General features: G+C 30.3%; 18 protein-coding genes. 5 read left to right on the top strand and 13 right to left on the bottom strand.

Annotated features, from left to right (window positions below; all coding sequences use genetic code 11):
- Nucleotide 1 precedes the first annotated feature (1 nt).
- From U5A88_RS06850 to U5A88_RS06905, 12 genes are all read right to left on the bottom strand, one after another.
- Entirely contained in the window at nucleotides 2–1,366 is a 1,365-nt protein-coding gene (locus tag U5A88_RS06850; protein ID WP_354204955.1) for a lipopolysaccharide biosynthesis protein, read from the bottom strand.
- Nucleotides 1,366–2,388 (bottom strand): O-antigen ligase family protein, encoded by a 1,023-nt coding sequence (locus U5A88_RS06855; protein ID WP_354204957.1) that lies wholly within the window; start codon nucleotides 2,386–2,388, stop codon nucleotides 1,366–1,368. Before U5A88_RS06855 ends, U5A88_RS06850 begins: the two co-directional genes overlap by 1 nt.
- Before the next feature lie 283 nt (nucleotides 2,389–2,671).
- Nucleotides 2,672–3,208, bottom strand: coding sequence for a dTDP-4-dehydrorhamnose 3,5-epimerase (gene rfbC, locus U5A88_RS06860; protein ID WP_354204958.1), 537 nt, complete (start codon nucleotides 3,206–3,208; stop codon nucleotides 2,672–2,674).
- A gap of 3 nt (nucleotides 3,209–3,211) precedes the next feature.
- On the bottom strand, nucleotides 3,212–4,462 hold the full coding sequence (locus tag U5A88_RS06865; RefSeq protein WP_354204960.1) for a UDP-glucose dehydrogenase family protein: 1,251 nt from the start codon (nucleotides 4,460–4,462) through the stop codon (nucleotides 3,212–3,214).
- Nucleotides 4,459–5,547, bottom strand: a complete 1,089-nt coding sequence (locus U5A88_RS06870; protein WP_354204962.1) for an NAD-dependent epimerase/dehydratase family protein — start codon at nucleotides 5,545–5,547, stop codon at nucleotides 4,459–4,461. The genes U5A88_RS06865 and U5A88_RS06870 overlap by 4 nt, the downstream gene beginning before the upstream one ends.
- Before the next feature lie 88 nt (nucleotides 5,548–5,635).
- Complete coding sequence (gene rfbF / locus U5A88_RS06875; RefSeq protein ID WP_354204964.1) at nucleotides 5,636–6,418, bottom strand: glucose-1-phosphate cytidylyltransferase; 783 nt, start codon at nucleotides 6,416–6,418, stop codon at nucleotides 5,636–5,638.
- 24 nt (nucleotides 6,419–6,442) lie between these two features.
- Nucleotides 6,443–7,762 (bottom strand): protoporphyrinogen/coproporphyrinogen oxidase, encoded by a 1,320-nt coding sequence (locus U5A88_RS06880; RefSeq protein WP_354204965.1) that lies wholly within the window; start codon nucleotides 7,760–7,762, stop codon nucleotides 6,443–6,445.
- Nucleotides 7,763–7,766: 4 nt separating this feature from the next.
- The gene (locus tag U5A88_RS06885; protein ID WP_354204967.1) at nucleotides 7,767–8,663 is read right to left on the bottom strand and encodes an NAD-dependent epimerase/dehydratase family protein; all 897 of its coding nucleotides are present in this window, start codon (nucleotides 8,661–8,663) and stop codon (nucleotides 7,767–7,769) included.
- A gap of 282 nt (nucleotides 8,664–8,945) precedes the next feature.
- Nucleotides 8,946–10,037, bottom strand: a complete 1,092-nt coding sequence (locus U5A88_RS06890) for an acyltransferase family protein (protein WP_354204969.1) — start codon at nucleotides 10,035–10,037, stop codon at nucleotides 8,946–8,948.
- A 32-nt stretch (nucleotides 10,038–10,069) separates the two neighbouring features.
- Nucleotides 10,070–11,044 (bottom strand): Gfo/Idh/MocA family protein, encoded by a 975-nt coding sequence (locus U5A88_RS06895; RefSeq protein WP_354204971.1) that lies wholly within the window; start codon nucleotides 11,042–11,044, stop codon nucleotides 10,070–10,072.
- A 35-nt stretch (nucleotides 11,045–11,079) separates the two neighbouring features.
- Nucleotides 11,080–11,595 (bottom strand): UpxY family transcription antiterminator, encoded by a 516-nt coding sequence (locus tag U5A88_RS06900; RefSeq protein ID WP_354204973.1) that lies wholly within the window; start codon nucleotides 11,593–11,595, stop codon nucleotides 11,080–11,082.
- 148 nt (nucleotides 11,596–11,743) lie between these two features.
- Entirely contained in the window at nucleotides 11,744–17,020 is a 5,277-nt protein-coding gene (locus U5A88_RS06905; protein ID WP_354204975.1) for a T9SS type A sorting domain-containing protein, read from the bottom strand.
- 387 nt (nucleotides 17,021–17,407) lie between these two features.
- On the opposite strand from U5A88_RS06905, the gene U5A88_RS06910 reads away from it, so the two are divergent.
- Complete coding sequence (locus tag U5A88_RS06910) at nucleotides 17,408–18,127, top strand: DUF4369 domain-containing protein (protein WP_354204977.1); 720 nt, start codon at nucleotides 17,408–17,410, stop codon at nucleotides 18,125–18,127.
- On the opposite strand, the gene pepE is transcribed toward U5A88_RS06910, so the two are convergent.
- The gene (gene pepE / locus U5A88_RS06915; protein WP_354204978.1) at nucleotides 18,124–18,825 is read right to left on the bottom strand and encodes a dipeptidase PepE; all 702 of its coding nucleotides are present in this window, start codon (nucleotides 18,823–18,825) and stop codon (nucleotides 18,124–18,126) included. The genes U5A88_RS06910 and pepE overlap by 4 nt on opposite strands.
- Before the next feature lie 102 nt (nucleotides 18,826–18,927).
- Between pepE and U5A88_RS06920 the strand changes: the two genes are divergently transcribed.
- Genes U5A88_RS06920 through U5A88_RS06935 form a run of 4 tightly spaced genes read left to right on the top strand, consistent with a single transcriptional unit; the run spans nucleotide 18,928 to nucleotide 21,835 of the window.
- Nucleotides 18,928–19,707, top strand: coding sequence for a carboxypeptidase-like regulatory domain-containing protein (locus tag U5A88_RS06920; RefSeq protein WP_354204980.1), 780 nt, complete (start codon nucleotides 18,928–18,930; stop codon nucleotides 19,705–19,707).
- On the top strand, nucleotides 19,697–20,518 hold the full coding sequence (locus tag U5A88_RS06925) for a carboxypeptidase-like regulatory domain-containing protein (protein WP_354204982.1): 822 nt from the start codon (nucleotides 19,697–19,699) through the stop codon (nucleotides 20,516–20,518). The genes U5A88_RS06920 and U5A88_RS06925 overlap by 11 nt, the downstream gene beginning before the upstream one ends.
- 9 nt (nucleotides 20,519–20,527) lie before the next feature.
- The gene (locus tag U5A88_RS06930) at nucleotides 20,528–21,280 is read left to right on the top strand and encodes a peptidase associated/transthyretin-like domain-containing protein (RefSeq protein WP_354204983.1); all 753 of its coding nucleotides are present in this window, start codon (nucleotides 20,528–20,530) and stop codon (nucleotides 21,278–21,280) included.
- 57 nt (nucleotides 21,281–21,337) lie between these two features.
- Complete coding sequence (locus tag U5A88_RS06935) at nucleotides 21,338–21,835, top strand: DUF6702 family protein (RefSeq protein ID WP_354204984.1); 498 nt, start codon at nucleotides 21,338–21,340, stop codon at nucleotides 21,833–21,835.
- Nucleotides 21,836–21,860: the final 25 nt, after the last annotated feature.

Genomic DNA, 21,860 nt, shown 5'->3' on the forward strand with positions numbered 1-21,860 from the left:
GCTATTTTCCCCAAATCCCTGTTGCACTATTGTTTATTAATTTTCTATATTGAATAGGTGCTAAAATGAGACCATAGAAGTTACTTAAAATGGAAGCTACTACAAGACCGATCATTCCTATTTTATAGTATTTAACTAGTATAATTGCAACTGCAATAAATACTAGTGCTCCAATAGCACTACTATACATTTGTAATTTTATTTTACCTACACCGTTAATAAACATCACAAATATGCCACCAAAATTAAAGGTTATGAAATATATTAATAGTGCTATCGATAGTTTTAGTGGGACTTCTACTTTTCCTTTAGACAAAATATGATAGAAGGGATCAGCAAAAAATACCATTAATATACCTCCTATAGCTAATCCACCCCAAATCATTAGTAATTTTTTTACAGTGTTTTTAATCCAAACCATATCTTTTTTAACCCATGCTTCTGTATACGCAGCCCAGAAAGGTGCTACAATTATGTTAAATGCCATCATTAAAATTGAAAAATATTTATATCCAATGTTATAAACAGTTACTTCTGCTGGCCCAAGATATTGTGCAATGATAAAATTTGATGATTGATATACAATGAGGCCTATTATTTGAATAAAAAAAAACTTGACACCTAGATTTAATAAGTCCTTGGCGTATTCCATTTTTACGTGACTAAAAGAAGGTGCTATATGTTTATAATCATTATTATAAAAATAGATGGTAGCTACTAAAAGGACAATTACTGGGACTACGCTTATCACCCATCCAAGATAAACTAAAGACCCTTCTGTTGTTTTTGTCAGAATATAAATTAGAATAAGAGCTATTAAATTGCCTATTGGCCCAAAAATATTACCTAATGCGGGGCGTTGGTCAGCAAATAATACTACACTTATTAACTGCATTACAAATTTTAAAAAGAAAAAACCAAAAATAATAAATGTTAAACTTGTTAATTCAGTAAAAAGTTTCTTATCAGTATTCAATATAACTGTCCAATCAATATAGAAATTAGATATAAAAAAAATAACAGCAATAAAACTGGTTATAAGTGCCAAGATTGCATAAGTTGTACTCACATAAATTTTACCTAATTTATAATCTTTTACCGCTAATGCTTCAGCTAACTTATTCTTAAGCCCATTACCTAAACCTACTTCAAAAAATGAAAACCAAGCTAAAAAGGAAGTCAAAGTTAAAAAAATACCATAGTTAGTTTTATCTAAATAATCTAATGTAATTCGTATCATTAGAAAACCAACAATCATACTCAATCCTTTTATAAAAGCAGAAGCAATAATGTTCTTTTTTGCTTTTACAGTACGTTCATGTCCTTTAAAAAATGATTTTATTATATTAAAAGGCTTCCAGTTCATTAAGACAAATTATTGATTGAAAGTATTTGTTTATTATGCCTATGGAGGTAATATTTATTTGTTAGTAGAGCAAAAAGAAGTCCCATTTCAAATACCGAAAAATGGACTAATGTTAGATTAGATAAAGCAAAACCTAAAAACGCTAAAAAGGGTCCCCAATAGGTGGTAATTTTTGCATCTTTATATAATCTTTTAGTTATTAAAAAAATAAATATTAAAAAAGGGATTCCACCAACCAGTCCATACATATAAAAGAGCATTAAATATCCAACATGAATCTGAGATGATCTGCCTGCTAATAAAGTTTCTAATTCATAATTATGCCTAGGTTTAGTACTACCCATACCATACTTTTCATTACCTTTTCCGAAAACAGCATTTTTCCAATATAGTTTGTTAAATATAACAAAGGCTAAAATTCTTGTACTGGAGGACTTCTGACTACCTTTATCATTTATTTCTAATATTCTATTTTCAACAATATCCTTGGCATTTATACCAACGTTATTAAGCGTAATATAAGTCCCAACGGCAATTACGGGGACTAAAATAGAATATTTAAAAACTCTTCTTACCTTATCTTTATGATTTATTATTAATATAAAAAAAACCAACAATGCATTTATCATTAACCATCTTGCCCGAGCAAGCATTGCGAAAATCAAACCAAATATTATCCATATTAATAATGATTTTTTTTTTCGGGCTAGTACTTCTGCAATTATAATAAAAATGGGAATAAAGCCATATCCACTGCTATTTGACCCTAACCAAGAGTATATTGAATCTATTCTATCTTCGGCTCCAATTTCTTTTGAAAACCCTTCTGAAACTAAATCAGGTCTAACAAAAAAATTTTCATTATGTATCTGCTGTATTATTATTACAAAAAAAGCCACAATTAATACAGCTTTACTTATTTTTAATAAGCGATTAAAATATTTTTTAGATAATGATACATTTTCTAAAATAAGCATAAAGTTAAAGGCTCCAATCTCTCTATTTGTTATTAAATAATTCATTTTAAAATCTCTATCCAGTATATAAAATGTTGAATAAAACATATATAAAATGAAAATTAAATAAAACCACAAGTATAATGGAACCTTTACCGAATTTTTTCTATTACCATGAAAAAAGATCAAAACAAGGCCTAAATAAGAAAGTAAAGTAAGCGTTGTATTAAAATCTTTTGAGGTTAATTTATATAAAATATAAGCAGCAAAGGGAGCAACTGTAATTAAAAGCAGTAAAAATCGATTGAATTTATTTGGTAAGGAATAATAACTACTCAAAACTATAAATTTAAAATGGACTACTATAATTTTCCAATTTAACCATCTGTTCATCTTTACCAGATAGTATTGGGTTATCGAAAGGCCAATCGATACCACAACTATCCCATTTTATTCCTGTATCACAATTTGGGTTATATACCGTTGTAGTTCTATTCAAAAAAATTGCATTTTCAGTTAAGGCATAAAACCCGTGAGCAAATCCTTTTGGAATATAAAGCATATTGCCTTTTTCGGCATCTAACTCTAAAGTAAAATTTTGTTTGTATGTCGATGAATTTTTTCTCAAATCAACTACTGCATCAAATATTTTACCAGAAATACAGGTTACACACTTAACATGATCTTCTGGTGGTGTTTGAAAATGCAAACCTCTTAAAACATTCTTCTTAGAAACTGAATAATATTCTTCTTTAAAATCGGTTTCTAAACCTAATTCTAAAAAAGTATCTTTATGAAAGGTTTTTATTAGCTTTCCTCTATCATCTTTAAATATTCTTGGTTGTAATTCAAAACATCCTTGGATTGAAGTTTCTATTTTATTCATAAATTAGTATATATATCTAAAATCAAAAACGTTTTTGTTTGAAATTTGCTCTTTTTGTTCTTTAAATTCTTTCCATGAAGTTAAAATAACCACATTTTCAGATTTATCTAAAACAGAAGATAAATCATTACAATAACTAATATTTATAGTGGGATAATGCTTTGCAAATTCACTATTAGCAATAGGATCATACGCATTAATATTTGTATAACCAGCTTCTATTAATTTTTCAATTATATCTTTACTCGGTGTTAATCTTACATCATCAGATTCGGGTTTAAAAGCCAAACCTAGTATGCCAATACTATCTGTTTTATCTAATTTTGAAGTTATTTTTTTAACCACAAAATCTTTAATATTGCAATTAATTTTTAAATTACCACTCAATACTTGTGTATCAACACCATTTTCAATTGCAATACTATTTAAAGCGGAGGTATCTTTTGGTAAGCAATACCCACCATAGCCGCAACCAGGATAAACATAACTTGCCATTCCCGCTGGACTACCTGTCCACCTTTTGTCCTCATGTAATATTTTAAAAGCTTTAGATACATCAATATCTCCAATACCATCCGCTATCATTGACATTTCATTAGAATAACTTATTAATGTAGACAATAATGTATTTGACAGATATTTAATAAATTCAGCCGAATTGTAAGTAACATAATGAATTGGTGCATTAAAAGGTTTATATATTTTGTCTAAAATTGATTTTGATTTATCATCTTCAACACCTAAAACAATTCTATCAGGTTCTATAAAATCTTCCCAACAATAACCTTCTCTTAAAAATTCTGGGTTTGAAGCAAAACCTACATTTCTTTTATATGTTTGCTGCTTTTCTTTTACATAAGGTATTACTTTTTTAGAAACTGTTGAAGGTGGTACGGTCGATTTGGTAATTATTACCTTGAACTTATTGTCATCAACTTCGATTATTTGGTCTATTGCTGCTAAAATATATTTTAAATCAGCACTACCATCAGGTGCAGAAGGAGTCCCTACACAAATAAATACGGCTTCACTGTTTTTAATCGCTTCTTCAAAAGTAGCATCAAGAAAAAATGATTTTCCTAAAGTTTCTTGTAAAACTTCTTTTAAATGAGGTTCGTGAAACGGAATTTGATGATTATTTAGCATGGCTAAACGTTCTTCATCAATATCAAAACCGTATGTTTTAAATCCTTTTTTTGCAAAACCTAATCCAGTTGTTAAGCCAACAAAACCTAATCCTAAAATAGTAATCATAATAATTTTCCGTCGTTAATTTTTAAAAACTCTAAATATCTACCAATACCTTCATCTACATGAATGGTTGGGTTATAATCTAACTTTGACTTTGCTCTGTCAATAATTGGACATCTTCTATTGGGGTTATCTGTCATATATTCCTTATCTTCAGGTACATCAAAAACAACACTTCCATTATAATTAAAAACCTCTTTTGCATTTTTTGAAAATAGTTTAGCAAACTCTGCCACTGATACTTCAGGTTCTGCAATTCCAATATTAAAAACATCTAATTTACCATGCAATAATACTTTTAAATACCCAGCAATGGCATCAGCTACATAGCAAAATGTTCTAGTTGGTTTTCCATCTGAGAACATTACTAAATTTCTACCTTCAATAACAGCCTTTGCAAAATCAGCTGGTAACCTTTTGTCATTAACATTCATTCCAGGTCCGTAATTATTAAACGGTCTTGCAATGGAAATTGGCATATTATACTTTTGATTGAATATATAGCACATTGTCTCACCAAACCTTTTTGCTTCATCATAGCAAGCTCTTGGCCCCATAGTGGCTACATTACCTCTATAATCTTCATGTGTAGGAATAAATTCAGGAAAAGGATCTCCATAAATTTCACTGCTTGAAAAGAATAAAAGTCCGTCAATATCCTTTTGCTTGTAATAATCTAAAATTCTTCTTAAACCTGTAATATTAGCGTCAATGGTTTCTTCAGGATAGATTCTATAAAAAATTGGTGATGCAATTGAAGCACCATGGATTATAAGATTTGCTTCACTGGCACCTTCAACTTCTGAAATATTATCAGTAATAACGTTGAATTCTTTTAGGATAACTTTTTCATTATTCTTTTCTAATGTCTCTAACCAATCTCTAGTTCCTGTTAAAAAGTTATCTAAACCAACAATTTTATTAATTTGAAGTTCATCTGCATATTTAGCTAAAAAATGCATAAAGTAATATCCTAAAAAACCACCACAACCTGTAATGATTATTGTTGAATTATTGAATTTTGCTTTTTCTTTATCAGATAGTTTGCCTAAAATATAGGCCATATCTTCAGTTAATATTTTATTCATTAATTATTGTTTTTAAAATTCTTTTTTAAATTTATACAACTATCATAACAATTGAAAATGTAAATTTCCTAACAATATTTATATTTTATTACCAATTTTTCCAAGGAGCATTTCCTTTATCCCATTCTGCTTCAAGTACCGTTTTATCTCTTAAAGAGTCCATACTTTGCCAATACCCTCCGTGTTTATAGGCTGATAATTGGTTTTCTTTAGCTAAATTTTCCATTGGATCTCTTTCCCATACAGTAGCGTCTTCATCAATAAAATCGAATATTTCTGGCTGCAAAACAAAAAATCCACCATTAATCCAAGCGGTTTCACTTGTTCCACCCTTAGGCTTTTCCCTAAAGTTTGTAATATGATTATCGTCAGGTTTTAAATTAAATGCTCCATATCTACCAGGTTGTTGTACTGCGGTTAATGTTGCATAATTATTTTGTTCTTTATGAAAAGCTAATAATTTATTAAAATCAACATTACTAACACCGTCACCATAAGTTAAAAAGAAAGGTTCATTGCCAACATACTTCTGAATTCTCTTTATTCTACCACCAGTCATGGTATTTTCCCCAGTATCAATAAGCGTAACTTTCCAAGGTTCTATACTATTATTGATAAGTTGTGTTTCGTTGTTTTTCAAATCGAAAACTACATCTGAAGAGTGCAAATAATAACTTGAAAAGAATTCTTTAATCATGTGCCCTTTATAACCACAACAGATAATAAAATCGTTATGTCCATAAGAAGAATACATTTTTAAAATATGCCATAAAATTGGCTTCCCTCCTATTTCAACTAATGGCTTTGGTCTAATGCCTGTCTCTTCACTAAGTCTGGTACCGAATCCACCAGCTAGAATTACTGTTTTCATAAGCTAATTTTTATAAATTCAATTTTATTTTTCAATTTTTCGAACTACTTTTTTACCTGCATTCATACCACTTCTAAAAGATTGATCTGTCCATATATATGCCCACTCACCATACCTACCACAATACTCTATGTCAATTTTATCTAAATAATCATGAACAATTTTTGTATTCATTTTTGTATCTAGATCAAATATTACGTTGGCATATTCTATATGTCTAGTTTCTGTATATAAAATTTCATCACCTTCCAGAATCAATCCACATTTTCTTAAATCAGAAATTGTTCTGTCAACAAACTCTTCAGGTTTTTGCTCTAATGGTTTGTATTTGTCAGAAAAATAAATTTCTGCTTGGATACTACCACATCCTTTGGGTACATTGTTGGGTGATTGTACATGAGGAAAGTTTAACCTAGTAAAAATAATATCTTCATCATAGAAATAGGTCCATACTGCATCTAAAATATCTGCTCTATCAATACCGATATTAACCAATACACAATTAGAACATGTTAATTCTTGAGAAGCCTTCAAAACATTGTCTGGTACACCTTTTATCATTGGTATTATTACTGGTAATGGCATAGATGAGATTAAATGTTCATAATCAACAATCTTACCATCTTCAAATGTTACATTTTTATAGTCTGGATCAATAGCAATTACTTTACTATTTAAAGAAATATTCGATTTTTGTTTAAATTTTTGTAAAAAACTAACATAACCACCTTCTTCTGGATATCTAAAATCACTAATATAATGTACATCAGGGCTTTGAGGGCTAACTGCTCCATAAATAATTTCTTTCATTTTTGGTTGATACAATCTTGGTCCTAACCATTCTATTGACATTTTATCAGCGTGTACTGTATGAAATTTTATACCATATTTCATAGGAAAGGTTTCTGCAAATGTTTCGCCAAAACTAGCATACAGCCATTCTTTAAAAGTTTTAATTTCACTTTTGTCAACGGCTTTTTTACTAGCTTCCATAAATTCAATAATTATGGTAGTTACCAAATCTGAAGGTAAACCATGGAGGTTCACTTGAGCTGGATGTTTAATCCAATGCCCTTGCCAATAATTGTTTACTCCAGCTTTAATTTCCAAGAACTTTCCGTCAACACCATCAGCTAATAATGCTTTTATCGTATCATCTTTAGAAAACGAAATATGTGGACCAATATCAAATGTCCACCCATCTTTAGTAAATGACGCGGTCTGGCCACCAAAATACGCTTGTTTGTCAAAAATTTTTGAATCTAATCCTTTTTCTCTTAACTGATGTGCTGCACCTAAACCAGCCATTCCACATCCTAGTATAACTATTTCCTTATCTTTCATTTATTTATTTACTGTAATATTTTATAGTTTTTTCTATTGCTTGATCTAGCGTGTAATTTGCTTTCCAATTCGTTTCTTTAACCAAAACATCGTTTAAACCTAACACCATATCTGGGCTACCTTTTGGTCTTTCTCTTACACCAAATTTGATAAAATCTTCCTTATCAAACTTTTTTGCGATACTAGATATTAACTCTTTTAATTTTAGAGTTTTACCTGATGAAATATTTACGGCTCCTATATAATCACTTTCTAAAACTTGAACCAGAGCTAAGGCCACATCTTCTACATATACGTAGTCGTATTTTTGGTTGCCATCAGTTGTTTCAATTATATTATTGTTAATAATACTTGAAATTACATAAGGGACCAAACTTTGTGGCTTTTGACCAGGGCCAAAAGTGAAAAAAATTCTGGCCCATGCGTAGCTTATACCACGTTCTTCTGAAGTCTTTTTTAGATGTTGATAAAGTTTATTTTTGTTTTTGCCATATTCATTGTTGGGCTTTAAATCTGTTTTTTCTTCAGAAATAATTCCATCACTATGGTCATATTCAAAACAAGAACCTGTCACTAATAGGCGTTCACCTCCATATAAGTAGAAAAAATCAGTTAATTTTTTACTCAAATGAAACCATTTTTCATTTTCATTGGAGTTTAATTTTAAACCACTTTCAACTTTCCAAGCCAAATGCAAAAAATATGTTGCTTTTACTTGTTTAAATACTTCTTCAACTTTAGCGGTATCAAAAAGATCAATATAATACCAATTTACGTTTTTATTATCATCTTCTTTTTGAGTTCGGCTAATGGCATGTATTTCATATCTCCTTTCAAGTAAAAAAGGAATACAATGATTTCCAATAAAACCCGATACACCAGTTACTATAATTTTTTTCATTTTATAGATAATTAATATTAAAAATGATACTTAGTTTAACGGCTTCGCCATTCTAAGTCCCATAAATAAGACAAAGTTTATAGCATAGATTGATGAAAAAATTAATTTATGTGATAAATATGCTACTAATACATTCTACACTTGGCAAAAATATATGATTCAATATAGTTAACGTTAAAATTTTATATTAATTATAAACAATTGTTTTTAATAACTTAGTCTCAAATAAGGCATTTAAACCTCTACTTTATAATCTTAAATTATAGCATATGAAATACAAAATTATGAACTTCTAAATAAAATTTTTCTTAAAAATTTTCCCCCCTGTACTTCTATAAATTTATAGGTGTATTTAGAATAAAAAACAACAAGAAATATTGCCAAAGCAAAAACAAGACTATGCATAAAGTCATTTTCAGGTAATCCAAAAATTTTAAAAAAAACTATGGGGACTATTATTACAAGTAATTGATGATTTAAATAAATTGAATAAGAGGTTTTCCCTAAGAATTGCATTGGTTTAGTATCTAAAAATTTACTTAACCTTCCATTTGTTTTGAGCAATAACAGAATAGATAGAGCAAAAAATGTTGGAATCGTTATCAATCCAAGCATTTGTTTAGCAACCCCTACATCTGAAATAGTGTTTAAAAAATAGAATATTATTAATAGAAGTATCGGTATTATATATTCCAATTTATTATGTAATTTAATTTTTTTTAATGAAAATAAATAAACAAAGTATCCTAAATTAAAAGAAATTAATCCTCTCACAAAACCATAAGTGGAAGTCATAAAAAGTTCACCTTTATAAATACAGAAAAGAACTGAAGCCAAAATAACCATAAAAAGAGCTATTTTTTTCTTTGAACCTACAGCATATACTGTAATGAGTCCAAAAACGATATATGCAATAATTTCTGCAGATATTGACCAAGATGGTCCATTTATTCCCAAATTATTCCCTAGCAAATAGTTTGAGTTTGTAAATAAAATAGATTCAAAATAATTCAAGAATATAGTTTTAGTTGATTGTATCCCTTCACCTTCAGCCAATGATGGAACTATAGTGCCTGAGAAGTTTCTTAAAAATCTGTAAAACAGGTATAATGTAGAGGTAAAAAAGAGCAATGGATATAATCTAGCGATCCGTTTTTTCATATATATATAAAATTCAGTGAAAGTACGCATATCGTTATAATTATATGCAATTACAAAACCACTTAATACGAAAAAAAAATCCACAAAGGTATAAGCCTCCCTAACAACAAAATTATTATAGATAAAATCTGGCAAATATTCTTTGCTGTAATGTAACGGAACAATCATTAAACTAAATATTCCGCGTAAACCATCCAGTTTAGTAATTCTCATAGCATTAAAATTGGGTTGGTTGGACTATTTACTTATTTATTACCATTGAAAGGATGATCAGTTTTTTTAATTTTAGCAAATGGGTGATAATCACCGGTCAGTGGTGATAGTTCAGTATTTCTAATTTTTTGTACTATTTCAATTGACTGTCTGGCATCTGAAAGACCAAAACCTTTTCCAGAGAGTATATCCTGATAACTTTTAGTGTGCAATTCGGTAAACCCATCACTAAATTCTATTTCTTTTCCGTCAACAGTAATTGACCTATAAGTTCTTTGTCCTGTCTCTTTAATTTCTTCGGGAATAACACTGTAATCAATAGATAAAAACCATCTCACCCTGGCCTTTTCGAATTCTAAGTATCCTGCAGCTCTGTCGTGAGTGTGGACATGGACTACATTCTTTTTCACTCCTCCGAATATCCAAGAAAGCATATCATAAAAATGAACGCCGATATTTGAGGCAATTCCACCAGACTTTGAACTATCACCTTTCCAGGAAGTGTAATACCAATGACCTCTAGAGGTTAGGTAAGTTAGGTTAACGTCATAGATTTTATCTTTAGGTCCATTATCAACCTTGTTTTTTAATGCAATTATGCTTTCGTGTAGTCTCAATTGTAAAATTGTATGTACTTTTTTACCAGTAGATTGTTCTATATCTTTTAATGCATCAATATTCCAAGGGTTTAATACTAAAGGCTTTTCACATATAGCATGTGCTCCTCTTCTTAACGCCATTCGTATGTGAGCATCATGCAAGTAATTAGGTGTACATATACTTACATAATCTAAGTGTATATTTTTATTTCTTTTCAGCTTTTCTATATGTCTATCAAATCTCTCAAATTCTACAAAAAAATCTGCATCTGGAAAAAAACTATCCATAATACCAACACTGTCAAATTTATCAAGAGCCGCAATAAGATTGTTATTAGTATCTTTAATTGCTTTTAAATGTCTTGGAGCAATATACCCTGCAGCTCCAATTAATGCAAAATTTTTCATAATTATATTGTGTATTTATATACTTAGTAAGTATTTTAATTAATCACTTTTTTTATAGAATTCAATGGAATTTCGGCTCTTAAATATCTATTTAAGGCTTGGATTTTCACGAAAAGATTGTGCTTATTTTTTTCTTTAATTACAATACCTTTAAGCCCTGACAATGTACCGCTAACCACTTCAACATTATCACCAATATCAAATTTATTATACCTTACAGGTTTTACATTAAAATTATTATTTAATAGTAATTTTAAATTTTGGATTTCTTGATCTTTGACAATTGCATTTTTTCCTAAATACTTTAAAATTCTAACCGCACCATAGACTGATAAGGCATTAATTAACTTTGCCTCTTCAATCTTTATAAATACATAGGAAGAAATAAGAGGAGTTTTGACTTTTTTCTTCCTGTCGCTCCATTGTCTTACAGTTGTTACAAGTGGTAAATAAGCTTCGTAACCTGAACGTAGTAATTGTTCATATACTTTTTTTTCAGCTCTAGCACGCGTATAAATTGCGTACCAATGGTTTGGTTTGGAGTCTAACATTAAAATAAATTTCTTTTTCTATAACGTAACAAATATAAATAAATTTTAATTATTGGTCTTTAGTATTTGTAACTAAAAAAAGGAACATCAGAAATCAATGATTTCTGATGTTCCTTTTTTTAGTTGACTTTGTAAAAATATATACAAACTAAATCACTAATACTTTTTTTGTTTGACTGTAATTTTCACTAGACATTTTAAGCAAATAAACACCTTTAGCAAATCTTGATAAGTTTATTTGAGTGAAAACGCCGTTTTTATCTCCTTTAATCTTTTTAGATAACACAAGTTTACCGTTAATTGAAACTACATCTATTTTTACCTCTTCCTTTTGTGAGGGTAAACTAATATTTACAATTCCTGTAGTTGGGTTTGGATATAAATTAAACTCTTCTTTCTTATTTGCAGAACAATCTTCAACTATTACTAAAATTTCTACAGTTTCTAATACACCATTTTTTTGTGCAGATACCGTGTACCTAGTTGTAACTACTGGATTAACTGTAATAGTTGTGCCTGTTTCTCCAGTATCCCAGAGATAATTATCACTACCATATGCTTGTAAAACCAATTCATCATCTTTACAAATAGTGATGTCTTTACCATCATTGATTGTTAATGGAATATCTTCTACAGTTACGGTCACCTCATCTGTACCATTACAACTACCTTCGTTATTACTAACTTCTACCGAATATTCTGTTGTCACATTAGGTTGAACGGAAATAGTAGCAGTTGTTTCACCAGTATTCCATAAATAGGAACTGCCTCCACTTGCTGTTAATGTGGCTACTTCTCCGGGCTCAATACTTATATCTGTTCCAGCATCAGCATTTACCGCATTATTTACATAAACTGTAATCTCGTCTGTAGCATCTATACTACAATGGCTACTAGAGGTAATACTATATGTTGTTGTTTCCGTTGGGCTAACATCAATACTAGAAGTTTCATCTCCTGTACTCCATAAATAATTACCAACACCTTCAGCAATTAGAGTAACTACTTCTCCACTACAAATAGTAATGTCTTCACCTAAGGCTACTGATGGAGCCGCTTCTACTGTAACAAAAACATCATCAGAAACTGAACACCCATTAATTGTTGATCTAACATAGTATTGTGTTTCAGTGGTAGGACTTACAGTAATACTAGGACCGGTTTCACCAGTACTCCAAGTAAAATTACCACTACCAGTGGCTGTTAATACAACGGATTCTCCATAACAAATCGTTTTATTTACCCCAGCGAATACTGACATTTGAGGCCCAACATTCACAACAATTTCATCTGATATTTCCGTTCCACCACATGATGGAGTTAATGATACTGAATATATTGTTGTTTCAAGAGGGTTTACCCTAATGCTTTTAGTTGTTGCACCATTACTCCATAAAAAAGTACCTGTTCCTTGTGCTTCTAATTCAACGAAATCACCATAGCAAATATCTAAATCCTCACCCAAGTCCAAAGCGGTAACTTGTTCAACGGTAACTGTTACTTCTTTTGCTATTGAGCAACTGCCCGAACCTGATGTTACTGTATATGTTGTTGTTTTTGTTGGACTGACAGTAATACTTGCGGTAGTTTCACCTGTACTCCATGAAAAATTACCATTGCCTTGAGCTATTAAAGTAACCTCTGATCCTAAACATATTACCATATCATCACTCACAGATAGTGTTATGTTTTCTGAAACATTTACAATTATATCATCTGAAACGCTAACATTATTACCCCCACAATTGGTTGTGGCCGAAACTGAATAAGTGGTAGTTTCATTAGGACTTACGGTAATACTGGTTGTAGTTTCACCTGTACTCCATAAGAACTCACCAACACCTTCCGCAGTCAATGTAATTTGCTCTCCATAGCAAATAGATAGATCGTCTCCAAGGTTTACTTCGGGGACTTCTTCAACTGTAACAATAACCTCTTCAGTTAAAGCACAATCGCCTGACCCAGAAGTAACGGAATAAGTAGTTGTTTCGGTTGGATTAACTGTAATACTCGCCGATGTTTCACCTGTATTCCATAAAAATTCAGCATTGCCATCGGCCGTTAATATTATTTCAGTTCCGGCACATATTGAGATGTCATCACTTACCGAAAGAGTTACTCCAGGAACTACATTTACAATAATTGTGTCACTTACACTTAAAACTTCCGTACCACAATCGATACTGGAAGTTACGATATATTCAGTTGTTTCGGTTGGGCTTACCGTAATTTCATTTTCCGCTGAGCCAGTACTCCATAAAAAAGCACCATTGCCTTGTGCAGTTAATGTAATTTCATTACCAGAACAAAGTGTTACATCATCACCTAAATCAATAGTTGGTTGTTCAGAAATAGTAACAGTTACTTCATCTTCTATTGTACAATCTCCTAAAGTAGATGACACAGTGTAAGTTGTTGTTGACGTCGGATTTACCGTAATGGTATTCGTAGTTTCACCAGTACTCCATACTACATCACCATTACTATCAGCATTTAAAGTTACTTCTTGGGGTGCACAAAAAGCCAAATCATCACTAACATTTAAAGTTAATTCGGGAGTTACATTAACAACTATGGTATCTGAAACACTTAATACTTCCGCACCGCAACTCACACTAGCAGTTACAATATATTCAGTAGTTTCTAAGGGATTAACATCAATACTTGACGTTGTTTCGCCCGTACTCCATAAAAAATCTCCATTACCTTCTGCACTTAATGATATTTCACTGCCATAACAAATGGTTTTATCATCACCTAAAGTAACTTCAGGTTGTTCCATAATAGTTACAGTGACATCATCACTAGAGGTACATGCGTCTTCTGTCAATGTTACGGTAAAAGTTGTGGTTTCAGAAGGATTAACGGTGATGCTTTTAGTAGTTTCACCAGTACTCCATAAATACTCTCCATCACCAGAAGCAGTTAAAACGACCTCGGTTCCTTGACAAGTTATTACATCTTCACCAGCATCAACCAAAAGTTCTGAATTTATATTTATAACTATGGTATCTGTTACGCTTAAATCTTCTGAGCCACATTCTACCGTGGCCGTAACTGTGTATGTGGTGGTTTCGGATGGACTAACTGTTAAACTAGGTCCAATATAACCAGTATTCCAAACAAACTCCCCATTGCCTTCAGCAGTTAGTGTAACCTCATTGTCTGGACAAGAATCAATATCATCACCTAAAGAAACAGAAGGGGCCGCATTAACAGTTACTATGACCTCATCAGATGCTGAATTATCATCTTTAGTCACTGTCACGGTATAAGTGGTGGTCTCATTCGGACTTACGGTAATGCTTGCTGTAGTTTCGCCAGTATTCCATAAAAAATCCCCGTTTCCAGTAGCGTTTAATTCTATCTCATCACCAACACAAATACTAGAATCCTCTCCTGCATTGGCATAAACGGATCCCGTAGTGCTATCACCAAACTGATATGCACCCATTGAATTTATCTCTCCTCTATATTTACCTTCTATGTCATAATTCACAAAAGGATGTGATTGTCCGCCTTCAGTAATTTGCACTGGTGTCTCAGGAGTTAAGTGAAAATCATTTTGACTAACAAATTTTGGATCAACATTAGTATTACCGTTTCCAGCGGGATACCAATTTTCTACTCCATTATAAAAACCTTTTACATTATAAAAATTATTATTATGAAAAGATATTCCGCTTACATCAACCGCTCCATAATTTCCAGCTCCTGTGGGTAAATTTGAATCCCAACTTGAGACATCTACAAAAATATTATTCCTTAATTCAAAATTTGTAATAGTCACACTATTGCCGTTAACATCGATTAATTCCTGCATGTTATTGAATGTAGAATTTACAATAGTTGTCTCTTCAAGAGTTGATATAGGTGTAGCATAAGTATGACCTGCAAAATACAAACCATAGCCAACATTATTAACTTCTATATTTCTTACAATATTCCCTTTTCCAATCCTAGTGTCTGGGGTTCCGTCTTCCGAATCATTAGGATAGTCGAAAAACATAATTGCTCTTGAAACATTGCTAATTTTCACACGTTCTACAATGTTATAATCAACTCCTCCCCAAAAATATACACCCCCAGAATATCCCCATCCCGTATTACCATATAAATGGTGGTTAGGCCCATTATTATTCCCAATAACACAATCCTTAATAACATTATAATTGCATCCATAATTTCTAAGATATATTCCTTCCTGAAAATTGATTGCCGTACATAATTCTATAAGATTATAATTATTCTCTAAGTTCCAAGACCCTCTAATACCTATGCCATGGGTAGCTTGATTTGTTTTAGTGCTATTAAAGTTTTCAGAATAACCATTACGTATTATATTATTATTACCGTTATAATATGTGGCATAATCTTGTCTCTCGTTATGACCTACACGGTCATTATAAGTCTTAACACCATCAATTAAGGCTCCACCTTCTCCAGCTACCGTAACACCTGACATACTAGAATTTATAGCAACTATGTCAAACAACTTAAAGTTAGTATTTCCTTCATGTCTCCATTGAAACCTATCAGATGGTGGTGAACCATATGTAATATTATTGAATCCAATAAATGAAGCATTTTCAGATTCTGGCGTATCAGTTTCTGAACCAAAATTTAAACCATTTAACCTTCTTAACACTACATGACTGTTCTTTGTATATGAATATAAACCTTTTGCATAATTAGTAATTTGAATATTCTCAAAGAATACATAATGAATGTCATTTAAAGTCATGGCTCTACCACTATCTAAATCATTACCTGTTAAGGTCGGCATTTGCGAAGAATCCCAAGAAACACCATAATCATAATAATTTGAAGTGATATCTCCAATTGTATTTTTATAGCCGACAAATTTAATAGGGGAATTTGCAGTTCCATCATTAGAAAATGTTAAGTTTTTATTTCCATAATTACCCGCTTTAATCCAAACTGTCATTCCTGCACTTGCTTTAGAAAAAGCCTCTGTAAGTGTCCAAGCTGAACTTTCTGAAGTACCATCACCACCGCCAGATGCTGAGGTTGTTACGTATCTATCCTTTGTAGTACTTGGCTCTGGAATATTATTTACAATATATGATAAAGTAAACTCTTTCAAAAAGTTATTATCATCATCTTTTATATTACCGCCCCCTTCATACCTTATTGTATTATTATCCCAGTAAGAAAATGATTCTGATACTTCAATGTAATGATTTGACGTAGAACCTGCATTTATGGTAATTCCAGAAATTGTTCTATAGCTGATAAAGAAACCTTCTGCTGATGAACCTTGGATCGGTTTATCACTATCAAAATAAACTCTATTGGGTTCAAAAGATTCAACTCTAAAATTAAAAATTTTGGGAGGAGTAGATGCAAACAAAGTATTGGTAAAGAATACAATGCCAATAATTAAAAATAGTCTTTTAGTCATAGTTATTTTTACAGATTAATTATTAAAATAATTATCAGTAATATCTCTTTATTCATTTGACATATTTATTCCATTTCATTGAACAAAAATGTTCAAATCACAGGGAGTTTTTAGAACAAAAATTTTTATGAATTCCTTTCTTAGCAGAACTTACTTAACGCAAACTTTTATATAAAATTGCATTATGATTCAAAAAATTAAAAATCCCTTTAAAATCAAATCTTCGCGAACGTAGTTTTGAATTCTAAAGGAATTCTAAAGTTATGTTTGTAAGCCTGTATATTGTTCAAAAACGTCAATTTTTGTTAATAAGTTTTTTGTGTTTTTTGGTTAAAATTTGAATGTAGTGCGTTTAAATAAATTCAATAAGCTATTTTTGGGTTGTACATGAAAAATTGGTTAATATTTATCATTTTAGTCGTTTTACTTTTCTCTTGTGGTAAAAATCTGGAAAAAAAAAGAAATAACGATTTTTATATTTTTGGACAATTAAAAAATGTTCACGATAACACAAAAGTTTATTTAAAGGTTCAGGAATCCAATAGAATTATTACCTTGGACACGGCATATGTGTCCAACAATATGTTTGAATTTAACGGTAATATAAATAAACCAGAAGTTTTTGGTATTTATATAGACAGTATTAAAGGCTCCATAGGTCTATTTATACACAATGATAGTATTTCCATCAATGTAGATGAAAATAAATTAAGCAATTCTACAGTAAAAGGGTCAGAACTAAACGACAAGTATTTAAGTTTTACAAAAAAATCGAACGAAATAATTTCTAAAACCAGCTATCTTTTTCCACTTTTTCAAAAAGCAAGAACCGAAAACGATGTTGATAAAATTAATGAAATCAATAAAAAAATAGAAGCCATACATAATGAGAATAGAGTCTTTACTTTGAATTTTGCAAGAGAAAACCCAAATTCCTACATAGCCGCATTTGCATTACAAACACTATTGAATGATGAATCTGTATCAATAGATTCTATTGCTTCGGTTTATAATAATTTTTCTCATGAAGTAAAAAAAGGTGATTTTGCAATTGAAATTTTACTGTATCTAGAAAGTCAAGAGCAAACAGATGAAGTAGAGAATTAAACTAGTATAAAATTACCTGGCTGAATCTCAATTGTTTTTTTGCCGTTTTGAAACCATCGAGCTGGTAAATTACCTTTTAATATTATTTCATCTCCATCAACTTCTAACCAACTCCCCTCTCTTAAACCAATAACAGAAATATCATTATATGCATGAAATTCTTTAATTCTTGTTTCTCTAGTTTCGCCTTTGTGCTTTGAATTAGGGTCTGGATCTAAATAATGAGCATTAATATTAAAAGTAATACATCCCAGAGTCTTATAACTTGGTGGATACAAAATGGGCATATCATTTGTAGTTTGCATGGTTAAACCAGCAATATTACTTCCAGCACTTGTCCCTAAATAAGGAATGCCTTTGTTGATTGCTATTTTTAATACTTCCATTAATTTTTGTTGATATAATTCAGTTACTAATACAAAAGTATTACCACCACCAACAAAAATACCTTCTGCATTTTCAATTGCCTTTTGTTTATTATTAAATGTATGGATACCAACAACTTTAATATCTATTTTTTTAAAAGCTTTGGAAACCAAGCTGGTATAATCATCGTAGTTAATACCACTGGGTCTTGCGTAAGGTATAAATAATAAAGTATTTACCTCTTTAAAAAAGTTGGTTAACATTGGTGTTAAGTACTCTAAATAATCACTTCCGTAAATTGTTGAAGTACTTGCTAAAAGTAGTTTTTTCATAATTAGTTATTGGTATAGTAAAATTAGACAAACAATATCTTTAACAAAAGTTTATCATCAATTTAATAATTATTTAGCAGTTCATGGATTTAATTTGTGGTAATGCTTAAATCAACCTACCTTATATTACTCTTATTCTATACTTTCAGCTTAGCTGCACAACAAACAAGAACATTAATTTCTGGCACTGTTAAAAGTGAAGAAAAAGACATGAAAAACATTCATGTTATAAATAAAACTACGCTAAAAGGTACAATTACAGGTACAAAAGGTAAGTTTTCTATACAAGTAAAAAGTAAAGATACACTTGTGTTCTTAGGTATTCAATTTGAAAGTAAAAAAGTTGTTATTACCGAAGCTGATATAAATCAAAAAACAATTCAAGTTGAGCTAAATACTAAAACTAATGTACTTAAGGAAATAACCATTAAAAAGCCTGAGAATATGGCTATGGCTTTAGACCTACCAAATGCAGGAAAAGAACCACTTAAAGGTATTGACTTAAAACTAGCATATTACAGTCAAAAAAGTACACCAGTTGTTATTTTAGAAATGCTGATGGGTAAACAGGGCGGAATTGATGATCTTTACAATATAATTTCTGGCAATAGAAAAAAACATAGAAAATTAAAGGCATTGATTGAATCTGATAAACTTTTAGAACAAAATAAAAAAATACTTTTAGCAATAAGAAAGCACTTTAAAGATGATTTTTTTATCTACAATTTAAAAATCCCCAGTAAACAGATTGATAATTTTATCAAGCACTGCCAATCAAAAAATATCATAGAATCTTTTGATAAAGAAAGTTATCTTGAAGTCATGGATGTTTTTGTTAGAGAAAGTAAACCATTTTTAAAAAACTTAAAAGATGAAAAATAAACCTTTCTTTTTTATTATGATTCTTTTAAATACAGTAGCTTTTTCACAGGAAAGTAAGATTACAGTTAACGGTACTATTAAAAGTGAAGGAGCAGATTTAGAAAGCATTCACATAGTAAATAAAAACACCAAAATAGGCACAATTACCAATGCTGAAGGTAATTTTACAATAGAAGTTAAAGAAAAAGACACATTAATAGTTACTGGGGTTCAATTTTATTATGTTGAAGTACCTATTACCAACCAACAGGTTAAGACCAAAAAAATTACAATTGACTTAATTCAAAAAATGAACGAATTAGAAGAAGTTGAAATCAAACATAATTTAACAGGGAATATGGCCATTGACGGTAACTCAGTAAAGGTTGAAAAACATGTAAAAGGCGATGCTCTGAATTTCTCTAAAATAGACCTTGATTTGGTAGGTATTAAAATGGATGATAAATCTAGAAGTCGTACTTCTAGTAACGATCAACTAATGCCCAACATGAATCCTAATCTTTTAGCAATAGCTTCTTTACTGCTAAAACCTATTGGAAAAATAGGAGCTACCAAAAGAAATATTAAAAAGTATGAAAGGCTTCACAATACTAAAGTGCTTGAAGCACCAGAAAAAATTAGAACTGACTTTGGTGATACATTTTTTACCGAAACGTTGAAAATACCTACTCATCATGTTGATGAATTTATTGCCTATTGTATACCCAAAGGAGTTGCCCAATTATATGCTGATGACAAGAAAATTGAAATTACAGATATCTTTTTGTCAGAAAGCAAAATCTATCTAGAAAAAATTAAAAATGAAAATTAATTTTTTTTTTTGGTTTTAATCGCCTTCTCAGCCAACTTATTAGCCCAAGAAAATAGACAATTAATCACTGGTAAAGTTTTTAATGATTCGGTATTGGTAAGCAGCATACATATAATTAATAAAAACACAAAGCAGGGAACAATCAGTAACCATAAAGGGATATTCAAAATCCCCGTCAAAATAAATGACACGTTGCAACTATCCGGCATTCAGTTTAACGCTCAAATGGTAATCATAAGAAAAAATCATATAGAAAATAAAGCTATAAGAATATTCCTTAGTCTAAAAACAAATGAGTTAGAAGAAATTGAAATCAAACAAAATCCTTTATCAGGAAATATAGTTAGTGATTTGAAAAATGTAAAGATTGAATCTAAAATTGCCTATGGCGTATTAGATTTTTCAGATATTGACTTTAAACCTGATATTATAGGTGATGATGGTGATAGTGGTAAACCACCTGATGCTTCTAAACTAACAAACCCTCATATTCCAATTGGCTTAACACTAGCCACAATAAGTTTGGGAAAACCTTTTAAAAAGAAAACACCTCCAGTTCAAGTCTTAATTAGAAAAGAGTTTGGAGATGATTTCTTTATTAAAAACCTCTCAATACCCCTAATTCATATCGATTTTTTCTTAAATCATTGTAAAAACAAAGGGCTTACCAAACTTTATGCAATAAATAAAAAATTAGAATTTACTGATGCTATGATAAAGGAAAGCAAAAGTTATCTCAAGAAAATAAATAATGAGGATTAAAAGTACGGCATATTATTTGAGAATTTAATAGTACATTTATTGCAAATTATATTGTATATGTTTAGATCAAAATTCCTTTTACTACTTTTAATACTACCAATTTTTGCGTTTACGCCCCATAAATTTTATATAAGTTTAATAAAGGTTGAATTTAAGCCTGAACAAGAAGCGGTACAAATTACCATGCGTATATTTATTGACGACCTTCAAAAGGTAATAAATGAAACCAATGATATCAACATTGAACTTGCAGTAAAAAATGAAGTGAAAAATTCTGATGAACTCATTATCAAATATATAGAAGATAATTTTTATATTACAATAAATTCAAAAAACACTTCATACAATTATTTAGGAAAAGAATACGATAATGATATTGTTTACTTATACTTAGAAATAACAAACATAAAAAAAATGAATAGTATTGAAGTAAATGATACTATGCTAATGGACTATTTTCCTACTCAAAAAAATATTATTAAGCTTAAAGCGAATAACTCTAAAAAAACGCTGTTTTTAACAAAAAATAAAAACAAAGAAAGTTATACTTTTTAATCTTTATCATAAATAATTATATTTG

Origin of the sequence: Aureibaculum sp. 2308TA14-22, assembly GCF_040538665.1 — a bacterium.
Taxonomy (GTDB): domain Bacteria; phylum Bacteroidota; class Bacteroidia; order Flavobacteriales; family Flavobacteriaceae; genus Aureibaculum.